24 protein-coding genes and 4 tRNA genes are annotated in these 26,992 nt (G+C 50.3%); 24 read left to right on the top strand and 4 right to left on the bottom strand.

Annotated features, from left to right (window positions below):
• Window position 1 precedes the first annotated feature (1 nt).
• Both purF and CWE06_RS10285 read left to right on the top strand, forming a co-directional pair.
• On the top strand, window positions 2–1,513 hold the full coding sequence (gene purF / locus CWE06_RS10290) for an amidophosphoribosyltransferase (protein ID WP_126793802.1): 1,512 nt from the start codon (window positions 2–4) through the stop codon (window positions 1,511–1,513).
• 4 nt (window positions 1,514–1,517) lie between these two features.
• Complete coding sequence (locus tag CWE06_RS10285; RefSeq protein WP_157981169.1) at window positions 1,518–2,384, top strand: TraB/GumN family protein; 867 nt, start codon at window positions 1,518–1,520, stop codon at window positions 2,382–2,384.
• A gap of 144 nt (window positions 2,385–2,528) precedes the next feature.
• Here CWE06_RS10285 and astB read toward each other — a convergent pair whose 3' ends face one another.
• Window positions 2,529–3,866, bottom strand: a complete 1,338-nt coding sequence (gene astB, locus CWE06_RS10280) for an N-succinylarginine dihydrolase (protein ID WP_126793798.1) — start codon at window positions 3,864–3,866, stop codon at window positions 2,529–2,531.
• Between the two features lie 327 nt (window positions 3,867–4,193).
• On the opposite strand from astB, the gene topA reads away from it, so the two are divergent.
• The 12 genes from topA to CWE06_RS10220 all read left to right on the top strand — a co-directional run bounded on the left by topA (window position 4,194) and on the right by CWE06_RS10220 (window position 15,865).
• A complete protein-coding gene (gene topA, locus CWE06_RS10275) occupies window positions 4,194–6,920 on the top strand; it encodes a type I DNA topoisomerase (protein WP_126793796.1) in 2,727 nt (908 codons plus the stop codon).
• 126 nt (window positions 6,921–7,046) lie between these two features.
• The gene (locus tag CWE06_RS10270) at window positions 7,047–7,586 is read left to right on the top strand and encodes a hypothetical protein (RefSeq protein WP_126793794.1); all 540 of its coding nucleotides are present in this window, start codon (window positions 7,047–7,049) and stop codon (window positions 7,584–7,586) included.
• Entirely contained in the window at window positions 7,583–9,088 is a 1,506-nt protein-coding gene (locus CWE06_RS10265) for a hypothetical protein (RefSeq protein ID WP_126793792.1), read from the top strand. Before CWE06_RS10270 ends, CWE06_RS10265 begins: the two co-directional genes overlap by 4 nt.
• A 10-nt stretch (window positions 9,089–9,098) precedes the next feature.
• On the top strand, window positions 9,099–10,340 hold the full coding sequence (locus CWE06_RS10260) for a hypothetical protein (protein WP_126793790.1): 1,242 nt from the start codon (window positions 9,099–9,101) through the stop codon (window positions 10,338–10,340).
• The gene (locus CWE06_RS10255) at window positions 10,337–10,879 is read left to right on the top strand and encodes a hypothetical protein (RefSeq protein WP_126793788.1); all 543 of its coding nucleotides are present in this window, start codon (window positions 10,337–10,339) and stop codon (window positions 10,877–10,879) included. Before CWE06_RS10260 ends, CWE06_RS10255 begins: the two co-directional genes overlap by 4 nt.
• The gene (locus CWE06_RS10250) at window positions 10,876–12,390 is read left to right on the top strand and encodes a GspE/PulE family protein (protein ID WP_126793786.1); all 1,515 of its coding nucleotides are present in this window, start codon (window positions 10,876–10,878) and stop codon (window positions 12,388–12,390) included. Before CWE06_RS10255 ends, CWE06_RS10250 begins: the two co-directional genes overlap by 4 nt.
• A gap of 27 nt (window positions 12,391–12,417) precedes the next feature.
• On the top strand, window positions 12,418–13,413 hold the full coding sequence (locus CWE06_RS10245) for a type II secretion system F family protein (protein WP_126793784.1): 996 nt from the start codon (window positions 12,418–12,420) through the stop codon (window positions 13,411–13,413).
• A gap of 28 nt (window positions 13,414–13,441) precedes the next feature.
• Entirely contained in the window at window positions 13,442–13,885 is a 444-nt protein-coding gene (locus tag CWE06_RS10240) for a type II secretion system protein (RefSeq protein ID WP_157981168.1), read from the top strand.
• 141 nt (window positions 13,886–14,026) lie between these two features.
• The gene (locus CWE06_RS10235) at window positions 14,027–14,467 is read left to right on the top strand and encodes a hypothetical protein (protein ID WP_126793780.1); all 441 of its coding nucleotides are present in this window, start codon (window positions 14,027–14,029) and stop codon (window positions 14,465–14,467) included.
• Window positions 14,468–14,516: 49 nt separating this feature from the next.
• Window positions 14,517–15,125, top strand: a complete 609-nt coding sequence (locus CWE06_RS10230) for a TadE family protein (protein ID WP_126793778.1) — start codon at window positions 14,517–14,519, stop codon at window positions 15,123–15,125.
• 99 nt (window positions 15,126–15,224) lie between these two features.
• Complete coding sequence (vapB, locus tag CWE06_RS10225; RefSeq protein WP_126793776.1) at window positions 15,225–15,452, top strand: type II toxin-antitoxin system VapB family antitoxin; 228 nt, start codon at window positions 15,225–15,227, stop codon at window positions 15,450–15,452.
• On the top strand, window positions 15,449–15,865 hold the full coding sequence (locus CWE06_RS10220) for a type II toxin-antitoxin system VapC family toxin (RefSeq protein ID WP_241972542.1): 417 nt from the start codon (window positions 15,449–15,451) through the stop codon (window positions 15,863–15,865). The genes vapB and CWE06_RS10220 overlap by 4 nt, the downstream gene beginning before the upstream one ends.
• A gap of 27 nt (window positions 15,866–15,892) precedes the next feature.
• Here the strand turns inward: CWE06_RS10220 and folD are convergent, their stop codons facing one another.
• Window positions 15,893–16,753, bottom strand: a complete 861-nt coding sequence (gene folD, locus CWE06_RS10215) for a bifunctional methylenetetrahydrofolate dehydrogenase/methenyltetrahydrofolate cyclohydrolase FolD (protein WP_126793772.1) — start codon at window positions 16,751–16,753, stop codon at window positions 15,893–15,895.
• A gap of 312 nt (window positions 16,754–17,065) precedes the next feature.
• Here folD and CWE06_RS10210 point away from each other — a divergent pair.
• The 7 genes from CWE06_RS10210 (at window position 17,066) to CWE06_RS10180 (ending at window position 20,734) form a co-directional block, all read left to right on the top strand.
• Window positions 17,066–17,142: transfer RNA gene (locus CWE06_RS10210), tRNA-Pro, on the top strand.
• A 30-nt stretch (window positions 17,143–17,172) separates the two neighbouring features.
• Window positions 17,173–17,249, top strand: a tRNA-Arg gene (locus tag CWE06_RS10205).
• A gap of 54 nt (window positions 17,250–17,303) precedes the next feature.
• A tRNA-His gene (locus tag CWE06_RS10200) sits at window positions 17,304–17,379 on the top strand.
• Window positions 17,380–17,401: 22 nt separating this feature from the next.
• Window positions 17,402–17,478: transfer RNA gene (locus tag CWE06_RS10195), tRNA-Pro, on the top strand.
• Window positions 17,479–17,550: 72 nt separating this feature from the next.
• Window positions 17,551–18,831, top strand: coding sequence for a flavohemoglobin expression-modulating QEGLA motif protein (locus CWE06_RS10190; RefSeq protein WP_126793770.1), 1,281 nt, complete (start codon window positions 17,551–17,553; stop codon window positions 18,829–18,831).
• Between the two features lie 122 nt (window positions 18,832–18,953).
• Window positions 18,954–20,129 carry a trans-sulfuration enzyme family protein gene (locus tag CWE06_RS10185; protein WP_126793768.1) on the top strand — a complete coding sequence of 392 codons (1,176 nt, stop codon included), beginning with the start codon at window positions 18,954–18,956 and terminating at the stop codon, window positions 20,127–20,129.
• Between the two features lie 2 nt (window positions 20,130–20,131).
• Complete coding sequence (locus tag CWE06_RS10180) at window positions 20,132–20,734, top strand: YigZ family protein (RefSeq protein WP_126793766.1); 603 nt, start codon at window positions 20,132–20,134, stop codon at window positions 20,732–20,734.
• On the opposite strand, the gene CWE06_RS10175 is transcribed toward CWE06_RS10180, so the two are convergent.
• Both CWE06_RS10175 and CWE06_RS10170 read right to left on the bottom strand, forming a co-directional pair.
• Window positions 20,715–21,446 carry a hypothetical protein gene (locus CWE06_RS10175; RefSeq protein ID WP_126793764.1) on the bottom strand — a complete coding sequence of 244 codons (732 nt, stop codon included), beginning with the start codon at window positions 21,444–21,446 and terminating at the stop codon, window positions 20,715–20,717. The two genes, CWE06_RS10180 and CWE06_RS10175, sit on opposite strands and share 20 nt — an antisense overlap.
• Before the next feature lie 83 nt (window positions 21,447–21,529).
• Window positions 21,530–23,059, bottom strand: a complete 1,530-nt coding sequence (locus CWE06_RS10170) for a GGDEF domain-containing protein (protein ID WP_126793762.1) — start codon at window positions 23,057–23,059, stop codon at window positions 21,530–21,532.
• 461 nt (window positions 23,060–23,520) lie between these two features.
• Here CWE06_RS10170 and tig point away from each other — a divergent pair, with 461 nt between their 5' ends.
• The 3 genes from tig to clpX all read left to right on the top strand — a co-directional run bounded on the left by tig (window position 23,521) and on the right by clpX (window position 26,939).
• Window positions 23,521–24,822: a trigger factor gene (gene tig / locus CWE06_RS10165; RefSeq protein ID WP_126793760.1), complete on the top strand. Its 1,302-nt coding sequence runs from the start codon at window positions 23,521–23,523 to the stop codon at window positions 24,820–24,822.
• Window positions 24,823–24,904: 82 nt separating this feature from the next.
• Complete coding sequence (gene clpP, locus CWE06_RS10160; protein ID WP_126793758.1) at window positions 24,905–25,528, top strand: ATP-dependent Clp endopeptidase proteolytic subunit ClpP; 624 nt, start codon at window positions 24,905–24,907, stop codon at window positions 25,526–25,528.
• A gap of 133 nt (window positions 25,529–25,661) precedes the next feature.
• Window positions 25,662–26,939: an ATP-dependent protease ATP-binding subunit ClpX gene (gene clpX / locus CWE06_RS10155; protein ID WP_126793756.1), complete on the top strand. Its 1,278-nt coding sequence runs from the start codon at window positions 25,662–25,664 to the stop codon at window positions 26,937–26,939.
• The last annotated feature ends 53 nt before the right edge of the window (window positions 26,940–26,992 follow it).

Below are 26,992 nucleotides of genomic sequence, written 5' to 3'. Positions count from 1 at the left end.
CATGTGCGGAGTAGTAGGAATCGTAGGTAACCAACCGGTTAACCAAGCCCTCTACGATGGTTTAACAATGTTGCAGCACCGTGGACAAGATGCTGCCGGTATCATGACAATTGACGGGCAGACGCTGCGTTTACGTAAGTCGAATGGATTAGTCCGCGATGTCTTTCATACCCGACACATGCGGCGTTTAAGCGGTAATATTGGTATCGGCCACGTGCGTTATCCAACCGCAGGAAGCAGTAGCTCGGCAGAAGCACAGCCGTTCTATGTTAACTCGCCATTCGGGATTGCTATGGCCCATAACGGCAACTTAACCAACGCCGACGAGCTACAACAGTCGCTGTTTAATCAAGCTCGCCGCCATATTAATACCTCGTCTGACTCTGAAATTCTGCTTAATATCCTCGCCCACGAACTTCTCCAAACCAATCAGCTGTCACTCAGCGCTGAGCATATGTTTGCAGCGGTTGAGCGTGTGCATGCGCAAGTGCGTGGTGCTTATGCTGTGGTCGCGATGATTATCGGCCATGGTTTATTAGCGTTCCGCGACCCGCACGGTATTCGCCCGTTGGCATTAGGTAAGCGCGAAACCCCGCAGGGTAGCGAGTACATTGTGGCGTCAGAAAGCGTGGCAATCGACGGTACTGGTTTTAGCTACGTGCGTGACGTTGAACCAGGCGAAGCGATTTATATTACCGAAGACGGTCAGCTGTTTAGCCAGCAATGTGCGGCGAATCCAGTGCATAACCCATGTATTTTTGAATACGTTTATTTTGCGCGCCCAGACTCGTTCTTAGATGGTGTGTCGGTGTATGCGAGCCGAATTAACATGGGCCGTAAGCTCGGTGAAAAGATTCAGCGCGAATACGCTGACCTCGACATCGATGTGATTATCCCAATTCCAGAAACCGCTTGTGATATCGCGTTAGAGATATCGCGCGTGCTGGGTATTCCATATCGCCAAGGGTTTGTAAAAAACCGCTACATTGGCCGCACGTTTATCATGCCGGGGCAAACTCAACGGCGGAAGTCGGTGCGTCGTAAGCTAAACGCCATTAGCGCTGAATTTAAAGATAAAAACGTGTTGTTGGTGGACGACTCAATTGTCCGTGGCACGACCTCGGAACAGATTATTGAGATGGCCCGGGAAGCAGGCGCGAAGAAAGTTTATTTTGCCTCGGCGGCACCAGAGATTCGTTTCCCGAACGTATACGGAATTGACATGCCAAGCGCCAATGAGCTGATTGGTTATGGTCGTGAAGTTGACGAGATTTCAGCGCTAATTAAAGCCGATGGCCTCATTTATCAGGACTTAAGCGACTTAATTGCTGCGGTTCGCGATGAAAACACAAGTTTAGTGAAGTTTGAAACGTCGGTCTTCAACGGCGAGTATGTCACCGGTGATATTAACCAAGACTACTTGGATCGTTTAGATGCGGCGCGCAATGATAATGCACGCCATGGTAGTGATCAGGACGAGACAAACCACGAATTACACAACGAAGGAGACTAGGACGATGAGTAAGTTATTACGGACGATGATGGTTGCGCTACTAGGGTTAGTTTGGATGACCTCTGCGCAAGCGGAAATCCTCTATAAAGCAAAGTTTGGTGAGCAAACTTGGTGGATTTTAGGCACGATTCATGTGGGCACTGGCGATGAGATGCGCTTGGCCGACAGCACCATTGAAGCGTTTTTACAAAGCGACAAGGTGTGGATGGAGTTGACGCCAAGCGAGATGGAACAAGCGGCTATGGTGATGATGCAACACGGTATGCGCAGTTCGAATTTCTTCCCGTCAAACCTTGAGAAAGACACTTGGGCAGCCCTACAAACGCAACTGATGGCAGCTGGTATTCAGCCGGCACAAATTGTTGCTCTAGAGCCGTGGTTGCTTGAGCTGATGATGATTATGCAAATTGCTGCGCAGCAAGGTTTTGACGCAGAAATGGGCTCTGAGTCTCAGCTGATGGCGCGTATTGGCGACATGCAAGGCGAGTTGATTGGTTTTGAAACGGCCGAAGAGCAGATTCTTGCCCTGATTGCTTCTGCAGCCGAGTCTGACCAAGCGCAAATCGAGCGTTTGCTTGAGCAACTCGAGATTGGTGTTGACCAGTTGCATGACATGAAAGATCACTGGGTGAACGGCAACCTCGACGCGTTAATGGCGATTATGATGGAAGACCTTGAGCCAGAGCAGCGTGAAGCCATGCTAGACCAACGTAACCTGAATTGGATGGCGCAGTTGCAGGATTATTTTGGCACCACCAGCGGTACCTATTTCATTGCCGTTGGTGCAGGCCATTTAGGTGGTGAAACTGGCTTGATTCCAGGGTTTGAAGCCGCTGGCGCAACCATTGAGAATCACTCGTCACAGCGTTAATTGCTGCGAATTCGCTGGCTGCCTGAAAGCTAAAAGAAAAAAGCAAAAGCTAAAACGAAAAAACCGCTGTTGGTGTAAACCACAGCGGTTTTTGTTTGCCTGCCAGCTCAGGTGTTGTTGAGCTTTTGGTTTCAATCGGTTGGTTTAAACCCGCTGGAACGGGTAAACCGAGCCAAGGTGCATGATTTGCGTGAGTTCATCGAGCGCGGTGCGCGACTCGATTAGCAAGTTCGGGTCAGCGAGGTCGTCAGATGACAACTCGTCACGGTAGTGCTTGTCGACCCATTGGTTTAAACGCGCGTACAGCTCGTCGGTGAGAATCACGTTCGGGTTCACCGCAGCAAGCTCCTGATCGTTTAGCGCCACACGTAAACGTAAGCAGGCTGGACCACCGCCGTTGCGCATACTTTGCTTCACATCGAAATAACGCACTTCTTTGATTGGCGTGTCCATACCGACTAGGTCGTTGAGGTACTGGGCAACGCGCTCGTTTTCCTGACATTCAGTTGGCGCAATTATCGCCATGTGACCAGGCTTCAAGGTGATCAACTGAGTGTTAAATAAATAGGTTTTGACCGCATCGTCAACGCTGACCACATTCGTCGGCACTTTAATAAAGTGAATGCTTTGGCCAAGCTTTTGTTCGAGCTCGGCAAAGCCTTGGGCTTCATTAATAAAGGCTTCTTCGTGGTAGAACATCACGTTCTGGTTGCCAACGGCAATCACGTCGTTATGAAATACGCCTTGGTCGATCACAGCAGGGTTTTGCTGCATAAACACAACGTTGTCTGGCGACAGCCCATGTAAACGTGCGACAGCTTCTGACGCTTCAAAAGTTTGGCGCGCAGGATAACGGGTTGGCGCCGGCTTTGAACTGTCAAAAGCATGACGTCCATAAACGAATAATTCGACGCCCGCATGGCCGTAGTCAGAGCAGAAGCGGGTATGGTTCGCGGCACCTTCGTCACCAAAATGCTCGTTGTCTGGCAAATGGCGGTGATGTTCAAAATAGCGGCTATTGGCGAACATGGCTTGCAGAATGCGCCCTGATGTTTCTGGCTCTAACGAACGATGAAATTTATTGGTCAGGTTCGCTGGTGTGAAATGGACCTTGCCGTTGCGGGTGTCGGCGCTTGGCGACACAGTTGCAGCGTTGGCTGTCCACATGCTCGAAGCTGAGCAGCAGGCACGGAAAATAGCCGGTGCTTCTTTGGCGGCTTTGGCCAGCACTTCGTGATCTTCACCTTTAAAACCAAGCCGACGGAGTGCATAAATATCCGGGCGCTCTTGCGGTGCTAAAACACCTTGAACCATGCCCATTTCTTGCAATGCTTTCATTTTGGCAAGGCCTTGCTTGGCCGCCGACTTCGGACTTGAGGTACTTTTAGCGTTACTCAGTGACGCAACGTTACCGAATGACAGGCCCGCATAATTGTGGGTTGGGCCAACTAAACCGTCGAAATTGACTTCAAAATGCTGCATAAATGGACAATGCTCCTTTTCGTTCGGTAGCGCGTAAACCACCTTTAGTAGTGGCCATTATACGCAACCGCGGGCTTGTGAACAGCCCCGATTCCGTGCAGGCTGTTGGTAAACCAAGTGACCGAGCGCCGTCGTTGGATAAGTATTCAAGTTTTGTCAGTTTTTACCTATTTCTGCGAATTCGGCTTGTTTCTGAGGCTGAGAACCTATATACCTTAAAAAAGAGCGCCACAGCGAGACTTCACTTGCAGAATTTGTTGTGAAGGTTTATACAGGACGCAAAATTAGGCGTTACATTCGAACATTAATAAAGAGACAACGGATTTCATGGCTAAATCTCTGGTAATTGTAGAGTCCCCAGCGAAAGCGAAAACCATTAATAAATACCTAGGCAACGACTTCATTGTGAAGTCGAGCGTAGGTCATGTGCGTGACTTGCCGACTAAGAGTGTTGCGACAGCGAGCTCGAAGACGCCCGCACAAGTGCGACAAATGAGTCCGGAAAAGAAAGCCGAATACCAACGACAGCGTGACTACGAAAAATTGGTTGCGCGCATGGGTATTGACCCTGAGCACGGCTGGAAACCGCATTATGAAGTGCTGCCGGGTAAAGAAAAAGTTGTCAAAGAATTACAGTCGTTAGCGAAAAAGGCTGACAAAGTCTATCTCGCAACGGATTTGGACCGCGAAGGGGAAGCTATTGCGTGGCACTTACGCGAATTGATCGGTGGTGATGACAGCCGCTATCAGCGCGTGGTGTTTAACGAAATCACACAGAAGGCGATTCAAAATGCCTTTGCTGAACCAGCGGAATTGAATATTTCTCGGGTGAACGCCCAGCAAACGCGCCGTTTCCTTGACCGTGTGGTTGGCTTTATGTTGTCGCCGCTGTTGTGGAAGAAAGTTGCGCGTGGTTTGTCGGCGGGCCGAGTACAGTCGGTTGCAGTGCGCCTCGTTGTCGAGCGTGAGCGTGAGATTAAAGCGTTTGTGCCGGAAGAATACTGGCAGGTGTTTGCAGACCTGAGTGCCCAAGAGCATGACGTCCGCTTTGAAGTATTGAAAGAAAATGGTAGTGCTTTCAAGCCGACCAACGAAGCGCAAACCATGGCGGCCGTGGCGGTTTTAGAAAAAGCGCAATACCGCGTGGTGGGTCGCGAAGACAAACCGACGCAAAGTCGACCGTCGGCACCATTTATTACGTCAACCTTGCAGCAAGCGGCGAGCACGCGCTTAGGCTATGGCGTGAAGAAGACCATGATGTTAGCCCAGCGCTTGTACGAAGCGGGTTATATCACCTACATGCGTACCGATAGCACTCATTTGAGTGCAGATGCATTGCAAAGTGTTCGTGGCCATATTGAAAAGAGCTATGGCCCAGAGTATTTGCCAGCGAAACCGAATTTTTATGGCACCAAAGCGAACGCCCAAGAAGCGCACGAAGCTATTCGTCCGTCGGATGTGAAAGTGAAGTCGTCACAGCTAAGTGGTATGGAGCGTGACGCCGAGCGGTTGTATGAGCTGATTTGGCGCCAGTTTGTCGCCTGTCAGATGACGCCAGCTAAATATGACGCCACCACGATTACAGTTGCGGCGGACCGTTTTGAATTAAAAGCGAAAGGGCGCGTGATGCGCTTTGATGGTTGGACGCGTGTACAGCCACCGGCGGGTCGTAAAGGTAATGAAGATACTGAGTTACCAGATTTACAGAAAGACCAAGCCTTGGCGCTTGACGGGCTGGATCCGCAGCAACATTTCACTCGACCGCCAGCGCGTTACAGCGAAGCGTCGTTAGTGAAAGAGCTCGAGAAGCGTGGCATTGGCCGACCGTCGACCTATGCTTCGATTATTTCGACGATTCAAGATCGCGGTTATGTACGCGTCGACAACAAGCGTTTTTATGCGGAAAAAATGGGTGAGATCGTCACCGACCGCCTCACTGAAAACTTCAGTGACTTAATGAGTTATAACTTTACTGCGGAAATGGAACAGCGTCTCGATGACATCGCCGTGGGTAAACAAAACTGGCAGGAAGCACTGGACCAGTTCTACTTGGATTTCAAAGACAAGCTTGAGCAAGCCGAAGGCGATGAAGAAGCCGGTGGCATGCGTAGCAACCAAATGGTTGAAACCGACATTGACTGTCCGACTTGCGGCCGGAAAATGGGGATTCGTACGGCGTCGACCGGGGTGTTCTTAGGTTGTACCGGTTACAACTTGCCACCGAAAGAGCGCTGCACGCAAACTCTGAACCTGGTTTCTGGTGACGAAGCGGTGAAAGTATCGGACGACGATGATGAAGCCGAAGCGTTGGCATTGCGGGCGAAAAAACGTTGTAACAAATGCGGCACCGCAATGGATTCATACTTGCTCGACCAAAGCCGGAAATTGCACGTGTGTGGTAACAACCCAGTGTGTGACGGTTACTTTATTGAGCAAGGCGAATTCAAGATCAAAGGCTATGAAGGCCCACTGATTGAATGTGACCGTTGCGGCAGCGACATGCAATTAAAGTCAGGCCGTTTTGGCAAGTACTTTGGCTGTACCAACGACGACTGTAAGAATACTCGCAAGCTGCTGAAGAACGGCGAAGCTGCGCCACCACGGGAAGATCCGGTAATGTTGCCAGAGCTGCCGTGTGAGAAGTCAGACGCATACTTTGTGTTGCGTGACGGCGCTTCGGGGATTTTCTTGTCAGCAAACACTTTCCCGAAATCGCGTGAAACTCGCGCGGTCACGGTGAAAGAATTGCAGCGCTTTAAAGATCGCATTCCGAGCAAGTTCCATTATTTGGCGGAAGCGCCAAGTGAAGACGAGCAGGGCAACGATGCCATTGTGCGCTTTAGCCGCAAAAATAAAATTCAGTACGTGATGACCGAAGAAGGCGGGAAGCCGACGGGTTGGCAAGCGTATTATGAAAATGGCAGCTGGACAGTGACCAGCGCGAAAGCGACGGCCAAGAAGGCTCCTGCTAAGAAAGCGGGTGCGAAAAAGAGCGCCACGAAAAAAACAGCGACGAAAAAGAAAGCTCCAGCAAAATCTAAAACGGGTGCTTGAGTAGATACTGACAGTTAATCAACGCTTAGATTTAAGAGAGCAGTAGTAACAACTGACACCGACAGCATAATGGACATGCACCGGTGTGAGTGGCAGGAAGCCAACCTATTTTAAAAAGGACTTTGTATGCAAACCCTTCGTGTATTGCTGACGACGGCGTGTGTCACGTTCGTCGTCAGTTTCTTCTTGGGCGTGTTCATCAGCGCGCCTGCATTCAGTCAGGGTTTACCCGCATGCCCGCCGCTACAGGTAAGCGGTGTCAGTTCGTTGTCTGGGCACGGCGCTGCAGTGCCGGGTACGCACCCGACAGTGCGCGGCGAAGAGCCCGCCCGATTGCACGGCAATTCCTTTATTGAACTCGCGAATAACGCACCAGTCGGCTTGCACTATGTGCTGAAGCCGGGTTTATTGCGCCCGCAAGTCGAAGCATTACTGCGAGAGTATCTGCAAATCCAAGTCGTGATTTGGCAGGTACACGACAGTCATTTCTGGCCCACTGATTTTCGCCTTACCGCTGCTAGCCTCGACGGCTTGCTCGAAGCCTTGTTGCAACCTTATGGCATGGGTATTCGCTTGTATGCCAACCATACTGCTGAAATTTTCTATTTACCTGCTGCCGACGCGTCCTCTTTTAGAGGCCAGAGCGGCCGGGAGCGTGGGCAATGAGCCGGGCTTGGGCGGGTTTGCAGTTATTTGGGCTGATCCTGATGTTGGCAGGCTGTGCGGCATCCGAGAGCAATCAGGCGGATATGCGGGAGCGCATTAACCGTGATTTAGACCAGCAACGCAGCACTTTTGGTCAGGTTGCGACGCAGGACGTCGCAGAGCCGGTGCCGTTTTTAGAAATGCGCAGAGAGCTGTATGTCCCACCCATTCAGGCGGGCAGTCGATTACCGAGTTGGACAACGCTGAATGTCGAAGTAGCGTTCGAGGACTATCCGCTCGTACGTTTGCTGCAAGACATTGCCAGTCCGTTGGGGATTAGTGTGCGCTGGCTCGACCAAATCGATAACCAACAAACCATTTCGCTCGCCCATCGCGGCAACTTGGGCGAGTTCCTACGTAAAATCAGTGACCATACCGGTTTGTATTATCAGCTGGGTGAGAACTTTGTTTCTTGGCACCGCTTTGAAACTGCCGAATTTGATATCGCTTTTTTGGCCGGCAGTACTAACTATTTTCTTGGTGACGATGGGCGCAGTAGTAATCAGGGCAGTATGGGTGGTGGCCAAATGGTTGCTCATACCATTAGCAATCAGTCGCAGCAGTATTTGAATTTCAGCGGCACCGACTTGTCTGTGTGGGGCGATGTGAGTGCCGCATTGGCGATGCTAGTGTCTCCCGACGGCAGCTGGTCACTGAATCAAGCATCAACCTCCGTGTTAGTGCGGGACTTACCCGACCATGTCGAGCTAGTTCGTAATTATTTGCAGCAGTTAAACCGGCGCTTAACCCGGCAAGTCGCCATTGAAATTCAGGTCGTCGATATTGTCTTTAACGATAGTCGTCAGGTCGGCGTCGATTGGGACTTGGTCTACCGTATGACCAGCGGCAGTGGTGTGATTAACTTCGCTGGGCAGTCACTCGTGAACCAAGCGCAAGGTGGTGTGGCAGCCAGCTATCAACGGCTGTCTGGGCCGATGGCCGGCACAGAGCTTTTACTGCAAGCCTTGTCGCAGCAAGGCACAGTGCAAGTAACGAAACACCCACGACTGGTGACCCTGAACAATCAAATTGCGCAAATTCAAATCGAAGAAAATGTCACTTACTTGGCGTCGGCTGGCACGAGCTCGACGGCGAATGTTGGTAGCACGGATATTCTGATTCCTGGGGTGGTGACCACGGGTTTCGAGCTCTATGTGATGCCGAAACTGAGTGACAACCAAGTGCTGCTACAGCTGTCGACCACGCTGTCGGACTTAACCGGTATCGAGCAAATTCGCTCTGGCGATAGCCTCATTCAAACCCCGCAAACCAGTCGCAAGAAATTCTTTATGAAAGCCATGGTGGCGCATGAGGAAACCCTATTAATTACCGGTTTGCAGAACAGTAAAACCGAGCTGAATCAGCGCCAAGGCCTTTTAGGTCAGTTGTTTGGTGGGCGTGAAGAGCAGTCGCGCTTGCAGTCGGAAACTCTAATTTTAATGACCCCGGTCATTTTGAATTAAGGGGATTGCGATGTTGCCACAACCCTATATTGAACCCGTGCGCTCATATTTTCATTGCTGGCAGCGACAGCGCTATTGGCGGTCTCAGGCCGTGGCGGCTGGGTCGGCTGGGTCAGTTGCGTCGGTCGGGCCGGTCGAAAGTAGCGGTTTGAATCAAGCGTCATCGGTGGTGTTTCAACAGGCGAAAATTGGTCGTCAACGCTATTTGTTGCTGACCGCTGCGGGGCAAATGAATTACTTAGCGTGGGCACTGCAGCTATGTCGGCGCCCGCAAAGTGTATTTTGCCTGCAGCTGAGTTCCTGTTTCTTAACCTTGGCGTGGGACGACACTGTGCTGTTAGCGTATGTGTTTACCGACAGTCCGCCTGAATTTCTACTTCGTAATCTGGCTCAGCGCCAAGGCTTCCAACCACGGGTTTATTTTTACTCGCCAGCTGAGGCTTTGTCGCGAGCTGAGGCTCTTTCGCCCGAAAGGCAAGAACAGCCAAACAGGCAAGGGCAAATAAGCGACTTGGGGCAGTTAATAGCCGACTACTTTGTTAGCCCGTGTGAGCTCGTGAGTTTGGCGAATGAGCCAGCTGCGGTTTCAGTGCGGCGAACGCAAGCGAATACAGGAAACCGTTGGCAGGCGCATGTTGGGCGTTCACGTAAAGTGGTAGTGAGTGTGCTGGTATTTGTGGTGCTGCTCATCGGCATGAGCACGGTCTGGTGGCTTGCGACTGTGCTGATGCCGGTAGGTTCTGGTTCGGGCACTGACAAAGTGGTTGGCACCGATGCAGTTGCAACAGATGCAGTTGAAACAGAGGGTAATGTTCTGCCTGCTGTGGATAGCGACACAAGGCTAGGCGTTCAGGTTTTTCCAGCCTTGTTTTTACTGCCAGAGCTGATCAAAGAACAAGATTTGCAGGCGTATCGCATTGAGCTGCAGCAGGGTGGTGGACTGCCAAAGTTGCTAGTTACAAACAGTTCGGAACAAGACTGGCTGCGGGCATTTGAACTTGAGCATTTGCCAGCTCATGAATTTGCGACGGGAGTATTGCCGACACTGCTGAGCGAATGGTTACCGGATTTTGAACTACAACAACAGGGCAACGACTTTACGGTTCGTTTTCGCGAGGCTTGGCTGGAGGATTTAGCCACCTTTGCCTTCCTGGCCTTTACCCATGGTTTTGCGGTGACAGCGATTGATGTGCGGGGCAACGAAGGTTACGTCAGTGGCGAAATTCGGTTTTGGACCAAGGTGGGTTCATGAACATGGTCTGGGTTTTCCTGTCACTGTCGGTGTTCTTCGGGCAAGAGAGCAGCACCGTCACCCTTGAGCGAGAGCAACTACAAGCTTATCAACGGCAACTTGAAGAGGTTGGCACCAGCCGTCAGGCGCAATTATCGCTGCGCAACTTAACCTTGCAAGAACAGCAACTGCTGTTGGAAGTTCGGGTTGCGCGCTTGTTACTACAAAATGCTGAGTTGCAAACTCAGCTACAGGTTCAGCTGCAGGCTCAGCTGCAAGCTCAAAATCAGCAACAGCAAACGGGTCAGCTGCAAGCAAGGCAGCGACTCGAGCAAAGTTTGCGAAATGTGCAAGTGATAGCTGTGATGCGGGTCGGTGATCATGGTAGTGCGCGACTGCGGGTGAATCAGACATTGCGTCTCGTGCGCGACGGTGACATTTGGCAACCCGGTGTGCAAATACAGGTTGGCAGCATTTGGGTGGACTTTGTCATGACCGAGCGTTCAGCGCGTGCGCACACGCAGCGGGTTTACCTCGAGTCAACCGAGGAGCGGCGATGAAAGACTTAATGGTGGTCGATTTGCAACCGTGCGACGAATACTGTCGTGAACTGTTTGCAACCTGTTTGGACTTCCTAAAAACGAATGAGCATCGACAGCATGGCGCCGTAGTGCTTAGCGATGGTCGATTGCTCGCCTCTGCGGAAACTTGGCAGGAACAATTCTTCTTTTTGCAAAACCTTACCGGCCAAGCCCAACGTTTAGGTTTACCGGTGCAATGGGGCATCACGTCGATTGTGGCGCTGCGTCAGTATTTGATGGATTGTGACGGGATGCAGCGGCGTGAGGCTTTGGCGGAAGATCCGGCGCGATATGCCAGCTTGGCACAACAAACTCTCAGCGACATGTTGTTCGATGCGATGCAAAAGCAGGCTAGCGACATTCATTTGCAGTGTCGTGGCGACCAAGTTCGTGTCGCTTATCGCATCCACGGTTTGCTACAACAACAGGCCAGCCGCAACCGCACCTTCATTTCCGAAGTCATGGCTGCGGCATTTAATACCCAAGCGGATGATAGCCAAGAGCTGTTTCATGAGCAGCGTATTAGTGCCGCCAGTTTTGCCGCCACCTTGCCTGCACCCTATGGCGAAGTGCGCGTGCGGGCGCAGCAATCGACCTGTCAAAACGGTTATACCGTGACCTTACGAATTCAACAGCCGATCAGTACCCAAGCGGCGAGCTTTGCTGAGCTAGGTTTTGCACCGGAGGCGATGCTGCAGCTGCAAGCGTTTAGCCACTTAGCTGACGGATTAGTGATTTTCTCGGGGCCGACAGGGCACGGCAAAACCACCAGTTTAGCGGCGTTTAATCGCTTATTTCCAAGTTCACGCAAGGTGATTTCCTTGGAAGATCCGATTGAGATCATTCAAGACAATATTGAGCAAAAGTTCATTGCTGAAACCTTAGAGCCAGGCTCGTTCGCACGCATGGTCAAAGTGGTGCTGCGGGAAGACCCCGACATTCTCGCTATTTCCGAAATTCGTGACGCTGAAACCGCTGCTGCTGCCGTTTCGGCAAGCTTGACCGGACATTTTGTGGTGTCGACGATTCACGCGAGTAGTCCACGAGCCGTGTTAGCTCGTTTGCAGGACTTAAAAGTCGACACAGACAACTTAATTGCCAATGGGATTTTGCGCGGTGTGATTGGCCAGCGTTTAGTACCACAGTTGTGTCCGCACTGCAGTTTAGCTAGCGAGGAGGGCCCCGAATTTGGACGTGAGCTTCAATGTGATTTTGGACGTGAATTGGCGAGTGACTTAGTTACAAACCTGCGCAAATTGAATCCCGAAGGTTGTGCGATGTGTCATTTTAGCGGCACCGCTGGCCGGTTGCTGTTTGCGGAAATTGTGAGTTATGTGCAAGTTGTCGGTCAAACGTCCGGACCGACTTTGGCAGAGCAGGCCGCAATGGCGGTGTTAGCGGGACTTGTTGACCTGCAGCATGCGTGTGAAATTGTCCCGGATTTCCATACCTATTGGCAGCAGAATACGCATGCAGCGAGTTCAGTATGAGCGTAAGTCAGAAGCGAATAGGCCAGCATGCAAATAAGTAAAAGCACCACCCAACGGTTACTCCAGGCGTTACTGTATTGGTTGCGCGGTGATATTCGCTTAGGTGCGGCGCTGCAAGGGATTTTGTTGGTGGCCGAGGAGAACGGCGATCGTAAGCTGTATCAGTCGACCCTGGCGATTCGAACACAAATTAACAATGGCAGCTCGCTGAGCCACAGTTTGCGACCGTTTTTAGCGCAAGATGAATACGCTTTGTTACTGCTCGGTGAGCGCTTTGGTGTCATTTTACCGGCCTTAGAACGAATTGTGGCAACCCGCGAGCAGGCCGCCGCAACAGTTCGTTTGCTGCTGAGTAAGTTGGTGTATCCGCTGTCTTTGTTGGTCTTCAGCACAGCGCTGCTGGCGCTGATTAGCCAATACTTGTTTCCGCAACTACTGCAGGAGCAAATGGACCATGTGTTGCGCGGCCATGCAGAGCACTGGCGGTTGGTAACAGCGGGCTATTTAATCGTGATGTTGGCAGTGATGGCAGGTTTTGCGCTGGTCTGGAGTTGGCGACAGCGCAAAGTGGGTGGTCGTACCCGGCAAACAAATCAGTTATTGCGTACAAGTTTGGCGCTGTATTTCTGTGAGTCCTTCGCGCTATCTTTTCAGGGTCGCGCAAGTTTTCATCAAATTGTTTCTGTGCTGGCGCAGAATGCGTCAATCGCTATTCGGCAGCATGCGCAGCAGATGCAATTGTCGTTGCAAGGAGGTGAGCGCGTACTGGAGCGAATTATGGCCACCGGACTGTTTAGTCCCAGCGCCCTCTATGAAATTCAGTTATTGAGAAAGGAAGGGAAGAATCAGCATGACATGATGCTGAAAATTAAATCGTTAATTTGGTCTCGTTACGAAACTCAGCGATTACGACAAGTGAATGTTTTAGCGTATGTTTGCTATTTCTTCGCGGTGGTCAATATTGGGCTGATTATCGCCAACTTGGCGCAGTTAATTCAACTCACGTTTTTACAGTTCATTTAACGGATGCAAACAGGACATGGAGTCTCATATGCGCAAATCAACAGCAGGTTTTACATTTTTAGAAGTTTTGACCGTGATTACCATAGGTGCGTTTTTGGCCATTGGCGTCGCAAAAGCCGGTCAATGGGTGTCGTTCAACTCGAAGATTATTCAGTTGCAGAATGACGTGAATACGCTGCGGGCTGGTGTCCAGCAGTGGAAAATGAGTAACGGTGCCATGGTCGGTATCGAGGTTGAAAAACTGACCGAAGTGGCGATGTTACCGGAAGTGTGGGGCGACGGCACGGGGATGAGTCCGTGGTTGGGTGATTATACAATTGCTAATAACGCCCTTATTCCTGGAGCATTCGATGTCGTTGTTACTGAAATTCCTAATGAAGCAGTAGCGAAACGAATGCAGAGTTATTTTGGAGAGACGTTGCTGTCTTCTTCATATGCGACCGGTAGTTTATTACTTAAGTTCGCTGACTAACCCAACCTAAGCGTGTGTAACCTCTCGAGTCAACGCTGTATTCGCCGGTTCTTGCACACGCTTTTTTTTTTCGTTATTACCTCGTCATTCAGTTGCAATCGGCAACACGGATCCTAGCTAGCTGAAGTCAAGGAGGGCGCTATGTCTCGGTGTTTTAAAACGGTACGGACGAAAAGTGACTGCGGCTTCGCTTTAGCCGAGGTGTTGTTAGCACTAACGTTGTTTACTGTGCTTGGTGTCATGGCGATGCAGGCGCAAACGCATGCAGTTAAGTTAGCGCAAATTCGCATCGATGCGGCGGAGATTGAAACTGCCATGGATCTGTTTGGCCACTATGCGACGCAGCAGGAGCTGGACGCCGAGCAGGTGGTTGTGGGTAGTGACTTTAGTCAGTCGCTGCAACTGCGTGGTATTCCGGTGCCAAACATGCTCAGTCGTTTGCAGTCGGTTAGCGTGCTGGAGGAAGGCTTTCTATTTCATTGGTATTTGCAGGACTACGCACATACTGCTGCGCTCGTTCGGCGATTAGCAACGAGTCAGCAGCAAGGATCTAATGTGCTGACGTTTGCCGTGCGGCCGTGACCAGCACGACGTGTTGCATAGTATCTCTTAACGAACCAAGGACGGTAGTATGAACCTCAGCATGAATCTCAGTATGAACCTCAATAAGCAACGCGGCCAAAGTATGCTCGAAGCGGCAGTGACTCTCGGTGCGGCGACGATCATTTTGCTGCTGGCGATTCAATTTATTTGGGTGTTTTATGCTTCGCAGTTTGTGCAGTACGCGGCGCTGGAAACGGTTCGGGTGGCGAGCAAAACCAGTATGGATAACCTGACCATGCAGGCGAACTTCAATTATTTGATGAATAAAGATCCGCAATGGCGTTTTTCTTACGTGACCATGACCCGCCTGCGGCCGACCAATAAAGAACTTGAGGCTTACCCGTCAAACGATCTTGATTACAAACACGAGCTATTGGTTGATTACGCCGAAATTAGAATGGCGGGGATGAAGCCGGAGCAACAAGAGCAATATCTGAAAGATCGTATTCTGTTGGTGGAAGTAACCGCCTGTTACCCGTTAAAGGTGATTATTGCCAATCGAATTCTCAATGCGGCGTACTCGAGTTATAGCAAGAACGCCGCATGTTTAGCGCAAGATCACCTCGGTGCTGTGACTTGGCCGATACGGCGTCAGATTCGTGTTCCGCTGCACAGCCCACTTAGAGTTAAGAAGTAGGTTTTTATGCGTCCGCCTGAGATATGCTTGACATATGCTAATTTCACGCCTAGTGTCAATGGTACGAACATAGACAAGCCAGATGCTCTGGAGGTTGATATGAAAACCGCAGCATTATTTATCAATGGCCGCAGCCAAGCGGTGCGAATTCCGAAAGAGTTTGAGTTTCAGGGTGTGTCCGAGGTTGAAATAACCCGAGAAGGTGACGCATTAATTCTTCGCCCTGCGCGAAAAACATGGACAAGTTTTACTGATGTCCCTTTGGCTGACTCAGATTTCTTGGGTGACCGTGAGGACGTCATCGACGAGGGACGGGTCGTACTTTGAAAAAAACTTTTATGTTGGATACCAATATTTGCTCTTATATCATGCGTGAGCGGCCGGAGCATTTATTGAAAGTGCTGCAAGCGCATGTTGAGAACAAAGAGCGCTTGGTGATTTCAGCGATAACCTATGCCGAACTTCGCTTTGGCGCAATTGGCAGCAAAGCTTCACCGAAGCATAATTTGATCGTGGATCAATTTTTAGAACGAATTGACTCAGTTCTACCTTGGGATCAGGCGGCAGTGGAAGCGACAACTGAAATTAAACGCTATTTGGCTCAGCAAGGAACTCCGATTGGAGCGAACGATGCGGCAATCGCAGGAAATGCAATTGCCGCCAACTGTGTTTTGGTGACCAACAACAGAAGTGAATTTGACCGGGTTCCTCAGTTAACCGTACAAGACTGGACGGCTTAACTGAGGCAAGAGGCCCAAGGCAACAGGCTACTGCGGGTCGTGAAAATCTTCGCAGGCTTGTAAGGTGTTCGCCATTAAGCAGGCGACTGTCATTGGGCCGACACCGCCAGGTACTGGGGTTATCCAGCTGGCGTGTTGCTGCGCTTGGTCAAACTCTACGTCACCACAAAGAGAACCGTCACTGCGACGGTTTATCCCGACATCAATGACAATTGCGCCCGGTTTTACCCAATCACCAGGAATAAAGCCCGGCTTACCCACGGCAACAACTAACACGTCAGCTTGGCGAACATGGTGTTCCAGATTTTGGGTAAAGCGGTGACACACAGTGGTCGTTGCACCAGCGAGCAAGAGCTCTAAACTCATGGGTCGACCAACAATGTTGGAAGCCCCGACAACCACGGCATGTTTACCATGCAGGTCAATACCGGTGGAGTTCAGTAGATGAATCACGCCATATGGGGTGCACGGACGCAACACGGGAATGCGCTGTGACAAGCGACCGATATTATAAGGGTGAAACCCGTCAACATCTTTGTGTGGATGAATGCGTTCGAGAATGCGCGTCGAGTCAAGCCCGGCTGGCAATGGCAACTGCACCAAAATACCGTCGATTTCTTGGTCTGCGTTCAGCTCGTCAATTAAGGCTTCTAAGCTTGCTTGCGAGGTGGTGACGGGTAAGTCGTAGGCTTTCGAAACAAAACCGACTTCGTCGCAGGCTTTGCGTTTGCTGTTCACGTACACTTGTGAAGCTGGGTCTTGGCCAACCAAGACGACGGCGAGGCCAGGGGCACGATAACCAAGTGAGCGGCGAGCCGACACTTTGGTTTTAACGGTATTTCGAATTTCTTGGGCGATTTTTTTGCCATCAATCAGTTGCGCAGTCATTAACGAGTTCTCTGTTCAGGAAAATCAGTTCTGGGAGTATTGCTGATTGGGGTGCTATTGTCGCAGAAAATGAGCACAGAAAACAGTGATTCGTAACACCTGCCGTGACAGCTTCACGAGAACCCCAATGCAGACGAGTCATTCTCGTTTTTGTAAGTTTGCTGCTTAAATAAGTGCCAAAAAAACCGATATTTGTTTAATTTATTGTCGGGTTGCTTCAAAAATAGCCATCTGATCAGGTATTCTTAAAAATTGTTTGACGATGACGCAGCAGATAGGTAATATTCGCCCCCGTTGCCACCAGCAACAGTTCGGCGAGTAGCGCAGCTTGGTAGCGCACTTGGTTTGGGTCCAAGGGGTCGCTGGTTCGAATCCAGTCTCGCCGACCATTTTCCCAGCGTTACCGCAGGAAGAACAGCGCGCCCGTAGCTCAGTCGGATAGAGCAGCGGCCTTCTAAGCCGTCGGTCGCAGGTTCGAATCCTGCCGGGCGTGCCAGGTCTGCTAATGTCGGGAAGTCATACGATTGACGCAGTGCTAGGTCATTCAGTGGTGGGTGTAGCTCAGTTGGTAGAGCCCCGGATTGTGATTCCGGTTGTCGTGGGTTCGAGTCCCATCATCCACCCCATTCTTTAGAAAATCTCAGTGTTCGGCGAGTAGCGCAGCTTGGTAGCGCACTTGGTTTGGGTCCAAGGGGTCGCTGGTTCGAATCCAGTCTCGCCGACCATTTTCCCTTTTGAACTTTCTATCGAGTTCAATTCCAAGGTAAGATATTGAAAAATCTACTTTGGAGCCGAAAATGGTTGAACAACACTTTCTAGAACACGCCCGCGTTTTGTCGGATCGCCTTGTTCAACTTCAATCGCCTATTCGTATTCTCGATGCCGTTAACTGGGATCGCAGCGTGCGCGAACGTTTTTTCCAACGCAAAGCTGAATTTAATCCGGAAGTCACCCGCGACTTTTACCGGCAAAAGCAGTTGGGTTTTGATCCTGCCGATTTACGTCATCAACTAGCAGTGTTGCAGCGCGATATTGTCAGCCAACTGGGGCGATTGAGCCCGGTTTCGCAACTGATGAGTCGTGCCTGTCGCGAGTATCGTGACGTGGTGCGGATGATTGAAGCGCGCGGCACCCAAGAGTTTCATGAACTGTCGGTGGAGCTCTTTGGCCACCCCGACGATGTCTTCCATGCTAACGAACCGTCGTTGGCGCAACTTGCCACTATGCTACAAAGCCCGCTCGATACGCTATTGGCAAGCGATGTGCTGCCCGAAGAAAAGAAAGATATTGACGCTGCTACGGCTGTCGAAAAACTCCAAGCCCAGTTAAATAACAGCATGCAAGGCGTGAATGTGAATGTCATGCTGTCGGACGGCATTGTCAGTGACGCTGCGGCAGGGAGTGACCGCATTAAGCTGAACCAAGATGTGAAGTTTTCTCAGCGCGAACTGGATATCCTTGAGGTTCACGAGGGTTGGATTCACATTGGTACCACGCAAAATGGCTTGCAGCAGCCGTACTTAACTTGTTTAAGTAAGGGCACGCCCAGTGCGACCATCACCCAAGAAGGCTTAGCTGTTCTTACCGAAGTGATTACCTTGCGCTCGACACCGCGGCGCTTAGCGAAGTTAGTGAGTCGGATTAATGCGGTAGCGATGGCAGCGGATGGCGCTGAGTTTGTTGAGGTGTTCCGCAAGTTAGTGGCTGACGGAATGAGCCAAGACGAGGCCTATACGCTGACACAACGGGTGTTCCGTGGCAGCTTGCCAGACGGTAAGCCGTTTACCAAAGACTTGGCCTACATTCGTGGTTTTGTGTTGGTGTATAACCTGATTCGGGTAGCTGTGCAGCTTGGCAAAATCGACCGATTACCGTTGTTATTAACCGGCAAGCTTGCGATTGATGACTTCCGCCTGATTTGCGAACTCGCCGATTCAGGGGTTATTCAACAACCGACTTTTGTGCCGCCACATTTTAAAGACTTGCGTGGTTTAGCAACTTGGCTTAGTGTCGGTCGCTTCCTTGGGGATTTCTCATTCGCTCAGTTAGAGAACGATTATCGGCCGCTGATACCTTGATGACACCTGATACCTAGATGACATAAGGTCTCTGAAAACAGAAGGCCTCTGAAAATAAGCCCTCCGAACTCCAGACTTGATTGGAGTATTGTGATTCAAGCATTGCGATTGGAACTATATACATGACTCAGCACAAACAGGCAGGCCTGTCGATTCAAACTCGTGTGGCGCAGGCGCTCGGCTTTATCGACGAGCAAACGAAAGGGCTGGTGCCACCGATTTATCCGTCGACAACCTATTTACGTGACGCCGATAACCATTATCGTTCGGGCTTGATTTACTCCCGTGACGATAACCCGACCTATCGAGTGGTTGAAGGTGTGCTGGCGGATATTGAGTCGGGCGCCGACGCCATGTTGTTTGGTTCTGGTATGGCTGCTGCGGTTAGTGTGTTTCAAGCGCTGCGCCCAGGTGACCACGTGATCGCGCCAAAAGTTATGTATTGGGCATTGCGCAACTGGTTGATTGATTTTTCAAAAACTTGGGGTGTCGGTATCGATTTTGTTAACACCTCGGACATTGATGCGATAGCAGCCGCCATTCAACCGGCGAAAACGAAGTTAATCTGGCTAGAAACACCAGCAAACCCGATGTGGCATATTGCTGATATTCGTGCGGCTGTTGATGAGGCGCAGAAGCAGTCGCAGGCACACCCTATTCGCGTCGCAGTTGACTCGACGGTGGCCACTCCCGTGCTGAGTCGGCCGTTAGAGCTGGGTGCCGATATTGTTATGCATTCGGCAACGAAATATTTAAATGGTCATTCTGACGTGATTGCTGGCGCTTTGATTTGCGCTGACAAGGACGACGAATTTTGGTTGCGTATTCGCAAAGTACGGCGCCAAGGTGGGGCAGTGTTAAGCCCACAAGACAGCGCGCAGTTGTTGCGTGGTATGCGTACGTTAGTGTTACGCGTGCGCACGAGCTGCGAGTCGGCCATGTTTCTCGCCGAACAACTGCAACAAACTGACGACGTCGTCGAAGTTTTGTATCCGGGGTTACCGTCTTTTGCTGACCATGCGACAGCTTTGAAGCAAATGGAAGGCGGCTTTGGTGGCATGTTGTCGATTCGTGTTCGCGGTGGCGCCAAAGCCGCAATTGAGATTGCTGCACGCACACAGCTGTGGAAACGCGCGACGTCACTCGGTGGCGTCGAAAGTTTGATTGAACATCGCGCCAGTATTGAAGGCGAAGACACACCGGTACCGAATGATTTGTTGCGCTTGTCGGTCGGTATTGAAGACGCACAAGAGCTACTGGCTGACCTTGTTCAAGCGATTCAAGCTGCACACAGCTAAGCATGAGTTACCCGGTACCGAAAGACAGCTGCGAACGCGAACTGGAAATTAAGAAAAGCCGATTCATTGGCTTTGCTACTCGTGTGAGCAGCCGCGAAGAGGCGCTAGCACAAGTGGCTGCGGTAAAAGCGAAGTATCCTGACGCGCGGCATCATTGTTGGGCGTATGTACTTGGTAATGCGGTCAGTGCAGCGATGAACGATGACGGTGAACCCAGCGGTACCGCCGGTAAACCGATTTTGAATGTGCTGCAACATAAAGGCATCGGTGACATTTTAGTGGTAGTAACGCGCTATTTCGGTGGTGTGAAACTGGGGGCTGGCGGCTTAGTACGCGCTTACTCGCAAACTGCAGAGCTGGTGGTGTCGGCGTTGACGCTCGAGGTGCAAACACCACAAACTCAAGCTCAAATTCACTGTGATTTTGCTACCGAACAGGCTATCCGCCATCAACTTGAGCTTGCTGAAGGGCAGGTTGTTCGCGCGGATTATAGTCATGAAGTGGAACTGACGGTGTCGTTTCCCGATAGTGCGTTCACCACGCTGCAACAGTTTGCTGCTGCAGCGGGCGCACGTTTGCAGGTGCTTACTGCGGCACAAAGTTAAAGTAATTGCTTAAATTCACTTTGCAGTAGCTGTCTGGGTAGTGAGCGAACGGGTCACTGTCTTGTTCAAATGTCGTTGAGCCAAGCCCAAGGGCTAAGAGACCAGCAGACGAATAGTAAAACCCTTCCATGTTTTCCACATCACAACCTAAACGTTCATCAAAGCCCAAGACGGTGATGTCTTGGCTTACATTAATGCGCTCGAAGAAACGCGCTTCGCGACGTAAATAGGTGTCGGAATAACGGGTGAGAAAATCGCGTGTGCCCGGCAGCATGTAAGTACGCCAAGGTAAAACGCGACTATGGGACATGGCACCACCGCGCCATGCGACAACAGATGTCGCAGTGACAGTGCGGTGTTTCGCTGCCGTAAACAGGTAGTTAGCGCATTGGCCAAGGCACTGGCCGTCAACAATTAGGGGTAACTCGCTGCGATGCAATAGGTAGCCGAGCTGCATGGCAGAGAGTGGATCGCCACTTTCGCTATTGACGACAAAGGCTTGTAAATTCGGGTTTTCCTCGACTAATTGCTGAAATCGAGGTGGTGTTGCTTCACTGATAATACCGTCGAGAATGAGCTGGTTGCCTTCGACTCGCAGGTTGTCTTGATGATATACCACGGGCTGGCTGCTGCAGGCACTGAGCAAAGTACCCATGCCGATAATGGCTGCTACAGTGAACAATTTATTCGGTAAGACTTTCGATAATTGCATGACTACCTCGCCATTTTTTACGTCGTTTGCAGATTCTCACGGCTTATGCGAAAAAGCAAGGTAGTGCTTGCCTTGTGCTGTCGTTACAGAACCTGATCGCCACCTTGTAGGTGAGCTTCGCAAGCATTGTTTTGCGCTTGCATGAGCAAGTCTTCGGCGTCCATGTCGGTTTGCCATTGAACAATGCCAGAACTCAGCGTGATTGGATTTGACTGAATGCAATGCAAGGTAGCGACCTGGCCGAGAACTTTTAATGCCCGTTCGCGGGCAATGTCGATGTCCGCATGAGGGAGAATAATGGCAAATGAGCAGTCATCGAGGCGCGCAAGCACTTCACCGTGGCGACGGAAACATGATCCGATGCGAGCAGCAATGTCTTGAATTAAGTTGTTCCATTGCGACTCAGAGAGACGTTGCTGGGTTTTCTGCCCATGATCGAGTGTAAACACGCATAGAGAGAGTCCATACGACTGGCGGCGAGCGCGGGCAATTTCTTCGTTAATGCGCAGTTTGAGCTTGGGTAAGGTTGGTAAGCCAGTCAGTCCGTCTTGTAATGCTAGTTCGCGTAAGGCGCTATTGGTTGCTAGGAGTTGTTTTTGGGATAAAGCCAAAGACTGCTGCAGGCGTGACGAATGAATCGCTGTAGCAATCAGGTCGGCTACTATGCGAATGCGGCGGACGTCGATTTGTGACCAACGACGTTGGCGGGCAACCATATCAAAACCAAGGAAGCCGATGAGGCGCTTATTTGCATACATACCGACACAGAGTATCGATTGGATATCTTCTTTTAAAAACTCATCGCGCTCATGCTTTGCTTCGTCACCGAGTGCTGCAGTGTCAGTGAGTTCCACTTTACCCACGCTAAGCATTTGTTCGAAAAACCAAGGCAAATGTTCCTGTTGGATGTCTTGAAGCTCGTCAATATGTGAGGTAATCCCATGATTAACCCATTCGTGGGTGTTGCTCATGTGGGTATGGTCGAAGTCGAACAGGAATACATAGGAGCGGTCGACTTGGGTAAACTCACCAATAGCCGCCAGTGCACTTTCAATCCGATCGTCGAGATCTTCTTGTTCTGGCTGTAACTCAGAGGTGAGTTGACTCACCAGCTTCTCAAAGTTAATGAGTTCTTTAATCGATAACTCTGTGGAATACGTGTCCAGTTGCGTGTTGCGGTAAATAAACAGGCGGTGATCACGAAGCTGCAAGGTCACTAAGGTGACGACTTTGTCGGCGTTGTTACTAAGCTGGACACTGCTCAGTTGCACGGGAACGTGTCCAAGTAACAGGTCGCGCCGGTCGGTTTGTGACTCGCTAAGTGCTGCGATAATCGGTGATACCATGTCACTTGCGGCAACTTGATGTTGTAAGGGCTCTTCGATACTAAAGTTTAAATCGGCAATTTGGGCGGGAAGTTCACTCAATGGGTCGAGTTGACACAACGTCATTGCAGTCTCGTTGACGGTCACTTCGGCTTTTTGTAGGGCACCTTTCTTTTGCCCCACGTCACTGATTTCGCTCAGATTATCGTGGCAAATGCAAATGGTGGCCACGGGTAAGGCGTCCATGATTTGCGTTGTGCTAACTTGCGTTGTCAACGGCTGTTTCATTTCTAGTCCGGCGGTTTATTGTTGTTATTCTTTGCTGTTTTCAGCTCGGTTAGCGCCTAGGTTTGCGTATTTCACGCGCTATTGTCAATGGGGAATACCACTCAATTGCTCCGATGAGTTGGGACGAGTCAGGCCGAATTTTTTCTGCGCAGGAGCATGGCTTTGTTAAAAAATATGACGAGCCTGAGTGAGAAATTACCCTTGTTGACTCGACTCGCAGCAGCTTGGTCGTTATAATGTCGCGTCATTTTTTCACCATTAACGCTTCAGTTGGTGGTATAAAGAGAGCGCGAGCGGGGCTTGTAGCCGGTAGCAAAGGCTAGGAACCGCCGCCAGATTTGGAGTAGTTGGTTTTGATTTGCAACGCAGTGTGCACCACATATTTGGCGCATGTTGGGGTTGGCACAATCGGCTACAGTAATACGAAACGCACGTTTAAGTGATGCTGAGGTAACAAAGCAATGCAGGTTTCTGTAGAAGCAACAGGTTTAGAGCGCCGGTTAACCATCACAATCCCGGCTGATAAAATTGAAAACGAAGTGAAAAACCAAGTCAAGCAACGTGCACGCACGGTTCGCATGGACGGCTTCCGCCCTGGTAAGGTACCAGTGAGCCTAGTCGCTAAGCGTTTTGGCCCAGCGATTCGTCAAGACGTGGTCATGGAGCAAATCCAGCGTCATTACATTGAGGCGTTGATTCAAGAAAAAATCAACCCAACTGGCGCACCGCAAATCGAGCCAAAGTTTGACGAAGAAGGCAAAGATTTAGAGTTCGTGGCAACAGTCGAAGTGTACCCTGAAGTTGAATTGAAAGACCTCGACAAAGTTGAAGTTGAAAAATTCGCTGCAGAAGTAACCGACGCTGACGTTGACAACATGCTGGAAACCTTACGTAAGCAACACGCAACTTTCAAAGAAGTGAAGCGTGGCGCGAAAGAAGGTGACAAGGTTACTTTCGATTTCTTAGGTCGGGTTGACGGTGAAGCATTCGAAGGTGGTAAAGCAGAAGACTTCACCCTTGAGCTTGGCCAAGGCCGCATGATTCCTGGTTTTGAAGACGCAATGATCGGTCTGAAGGCAGGCACTGAGAAAACTATCGAAGTGACTTTCCCGGAAGAGTACCACGCTGAAAACCTGAAAGGTAAAGCAGCTGAGTTTGATCTTGTGATCAAAACAGTTGAAGCGCCTGAGTTACCGAAGCTTGACGACGAGTTCGCAAGCCAGTTCGGCATTGGCGACGGCGGTATCGACGCGTTGCGTAGCGAAGTGCGTAAAAACATGGAGCGCGAGCTGAAAAACGCTGTAAAAGGCAAAGTGAAGCAGCAAGTGATTCAAGGCTTGTTAGCAGCAAACAACGACGTGCCAGTTCCGGCCGCTCTGAAACAGCAAGAAATTCAAGTGCTGCGTCAGCAAGCGATGCAACGTTTTGGCGGCAACGCACAAAACATGCCTGAGTTGCCAGCTGACTTGTTCAGCGAGCAAGCAGAAGAGCGCGTTAAAGTTGGTTTGTTACTTGGCCAGGTCATCAAAGACAACGAGCTGAAAGTTGAGCAAGCACGTGTTGACGAAATGCTTGAGAGCCAAGCGTCTGCGTATGAAGATCCACAAGAAGTGATCAACTACTACAAGCAGAACGCTGAAGCGATGCAGCAAATCCACAACGTGGTTTTAGAAGATCAAGCAATTGACTTCGTGTTGACGAAAGCAAAAGTGACTGAGAAGCAAGTAAGCTTCGACGACGTGATGAACCCGCCAGCAAAATAAGCATTTGCTGAATTCTGTAAGAATTGGTTTAATGGCTCAGATGTTTCATCTGAGCCATTTTTATTTGAGGAGAGAAGTTCTAATGGGAAACAACTTGCCGGATCCAATGGCTGCGTTAGTACCAATTGTTGTTGAGCAAACAGCAAAGGGTGAGCGCTCGTTTGATATTTATTCCCGCTTGCTTAAGGAAGGCATCATCTTTTTGTGTGGTCCTGTCGAAGAGCAAATGGCAAACCTGATCGTTGCCCAGATGTTGTTCTTGGAGTCTGAGAATCCAGAAAAAGACATCTTCTTGTATATCAACTCTCCGGGCGGTTCGGTCACTGCGGGCATGGCGATTTATGATACCATGCAGTTTATTCGCAATGACGTGTCGACTATTTGTATTGGCCAAGCGGCGAGTATGGGCGCATTTTTATTAGCAGGTGGCGCCAAAGGTAAGCGTTTCTGTTTGCCTAATTCGCGGGTGATGATTCACCAGCCACTGGGCGGTTTCCAAGGCCAGGCCTCGGATATTGAAATTCATGCCCGCGAAATTCTGTACATTAAAGAAAAGCTGAATCGCTTATTGGCAGAACACACCGGGCAGGATTTTGACCGGGTTGCGCGCGATACGGATCGCGACAACTTTATGAGTTCGCAACAAGCGCTCGAGTACGGCATTGTGGACAAAGTTTTAGAAAAACGTGCGGCACAAGCGAAATAAAGTGGTGCAAACCTGCTATTTTAAACGATAGCAGGTTGTTTTTCGGGTTAAGATAGTTATATATAAGTTTAGATGTACGAACGATTAGAAGTACAAACGATTAGATGTACAAACGATGGTACTGGAGTAGTGAATGACGGATTCAACAACTGGCAGCGGTAAAGGCACCAAGTCGCTTTACTGTACATTTTGTGGCAAGAGCCAGCATGAAGTTAAAAAGCTGATTGCCGGCCCTTCAGTATTCATCTGTGATGAGTGTGTCGACCTGTGTAACGACATTCTCAAAGAAGAAATTAAAAACATAGCCCCGCAAGCAAGCGAAGACCGTTTGCCAACACCGAAAGAGATTCGTCAGAACCTCGACGATTATGTCATCGGTCAAGATCTCGCTAAGCGCGTTCTCGCAGTGGCGGTGTACAATCACTATAAGCGCTTGCGTAATGCGGGTGTCGACACCGACGTTGAGCTAGGCAAAAGTAACATTTTGCTGATTGGCCCAACCGGTAGCGGTAAAACGCTATTAGCCGAAACGCTTGCGCGTATGCTCGACGTGCCTTTCACCATGGCCGATGCAACCACCTTGACGGAAGCCGGTTATGTGGGTGAAGACGTTGAGAATATTATCCAAAAATTACTGCAAAAATGTGACTACGATGCTGCGAAAGCAGAACGTGGAATTATTTACGTGGACGAAATTGATAAGATTTCGCGCAAATCTGACAACCCGTCAATTACCCGCGGCGTGTCTGGCGAAGGTGTTCAGCAAGCCTTGTTGAAACTGATTGAAGGGACGATTGCATCGGTGCCACCGCAAGGTGGTCGTAAGCATCCGCAGCAGGAATTTGTACAGGTCGATACCTCAAAAATTCTATTTATTTGCGGCGGTGCGTTTGCCGGTTTGGAAAAAGTCATTGAGCAGCGTTTAGCGACCGGTACCGGTATTGGTTTTGGCGCTGAAGTGAAGTCGAAGTCAGAAAAAGCTGAAATCAACTTACTAACGCAAGTGGAACCGGAAGATCTAGTTAAATACGGTTTAATTCCAGAGTTTATCGGTCGCTTGCCGGTCGTCGCGAGCTTAACTGAGCTGGACGAAGACGCTTTAGTACAAATTTTAAGCGAGCCGAAGAACGCACTGACAAAACAATACGGGGCGTTGCTGGAAATGGAAAACGTTGAGCTTGAGTTCCGTGAAGACGCGCTGCGTGCAATTGCTCGCAAAGCGATGAAGCGGAAAACCGGTGCACGTGGTCTGCGTTCGATTGTTGAAGAAGTACTGCTCGATACGATGTATGAATTACCGTCGCTCGAAAATGTGAGCAAAGTCGTGATTGACGCGTCAGTGATTGCTGGCGATTCGGACCCGATTCTGATTTATCAGAATCAGAAAGAAGCGCACGCATCGGGCGAATAATCACCACTTGGGGGCCGAAAGGCCCCTTTTTGTTAGAAAGGGATTGAACTTTC

The sequence above is a fragment of the Aliidiomarina haloalkalitolerans genome, assembly GCF_003987315.1.
GTDB classification, from domain to species: Bacteria; Pseudomonadota; Gammaproteobacteria; order Enterobacterales; family Alteromonadaceae; genus Aliidiomarina; species Aliidiomarina haloalkalitolerans.
The sequence above is the reverse complement of the archived record's forward strand: the minus strand, read 5'-3'. Positions and strand labels throughout refer to the sequence as shown.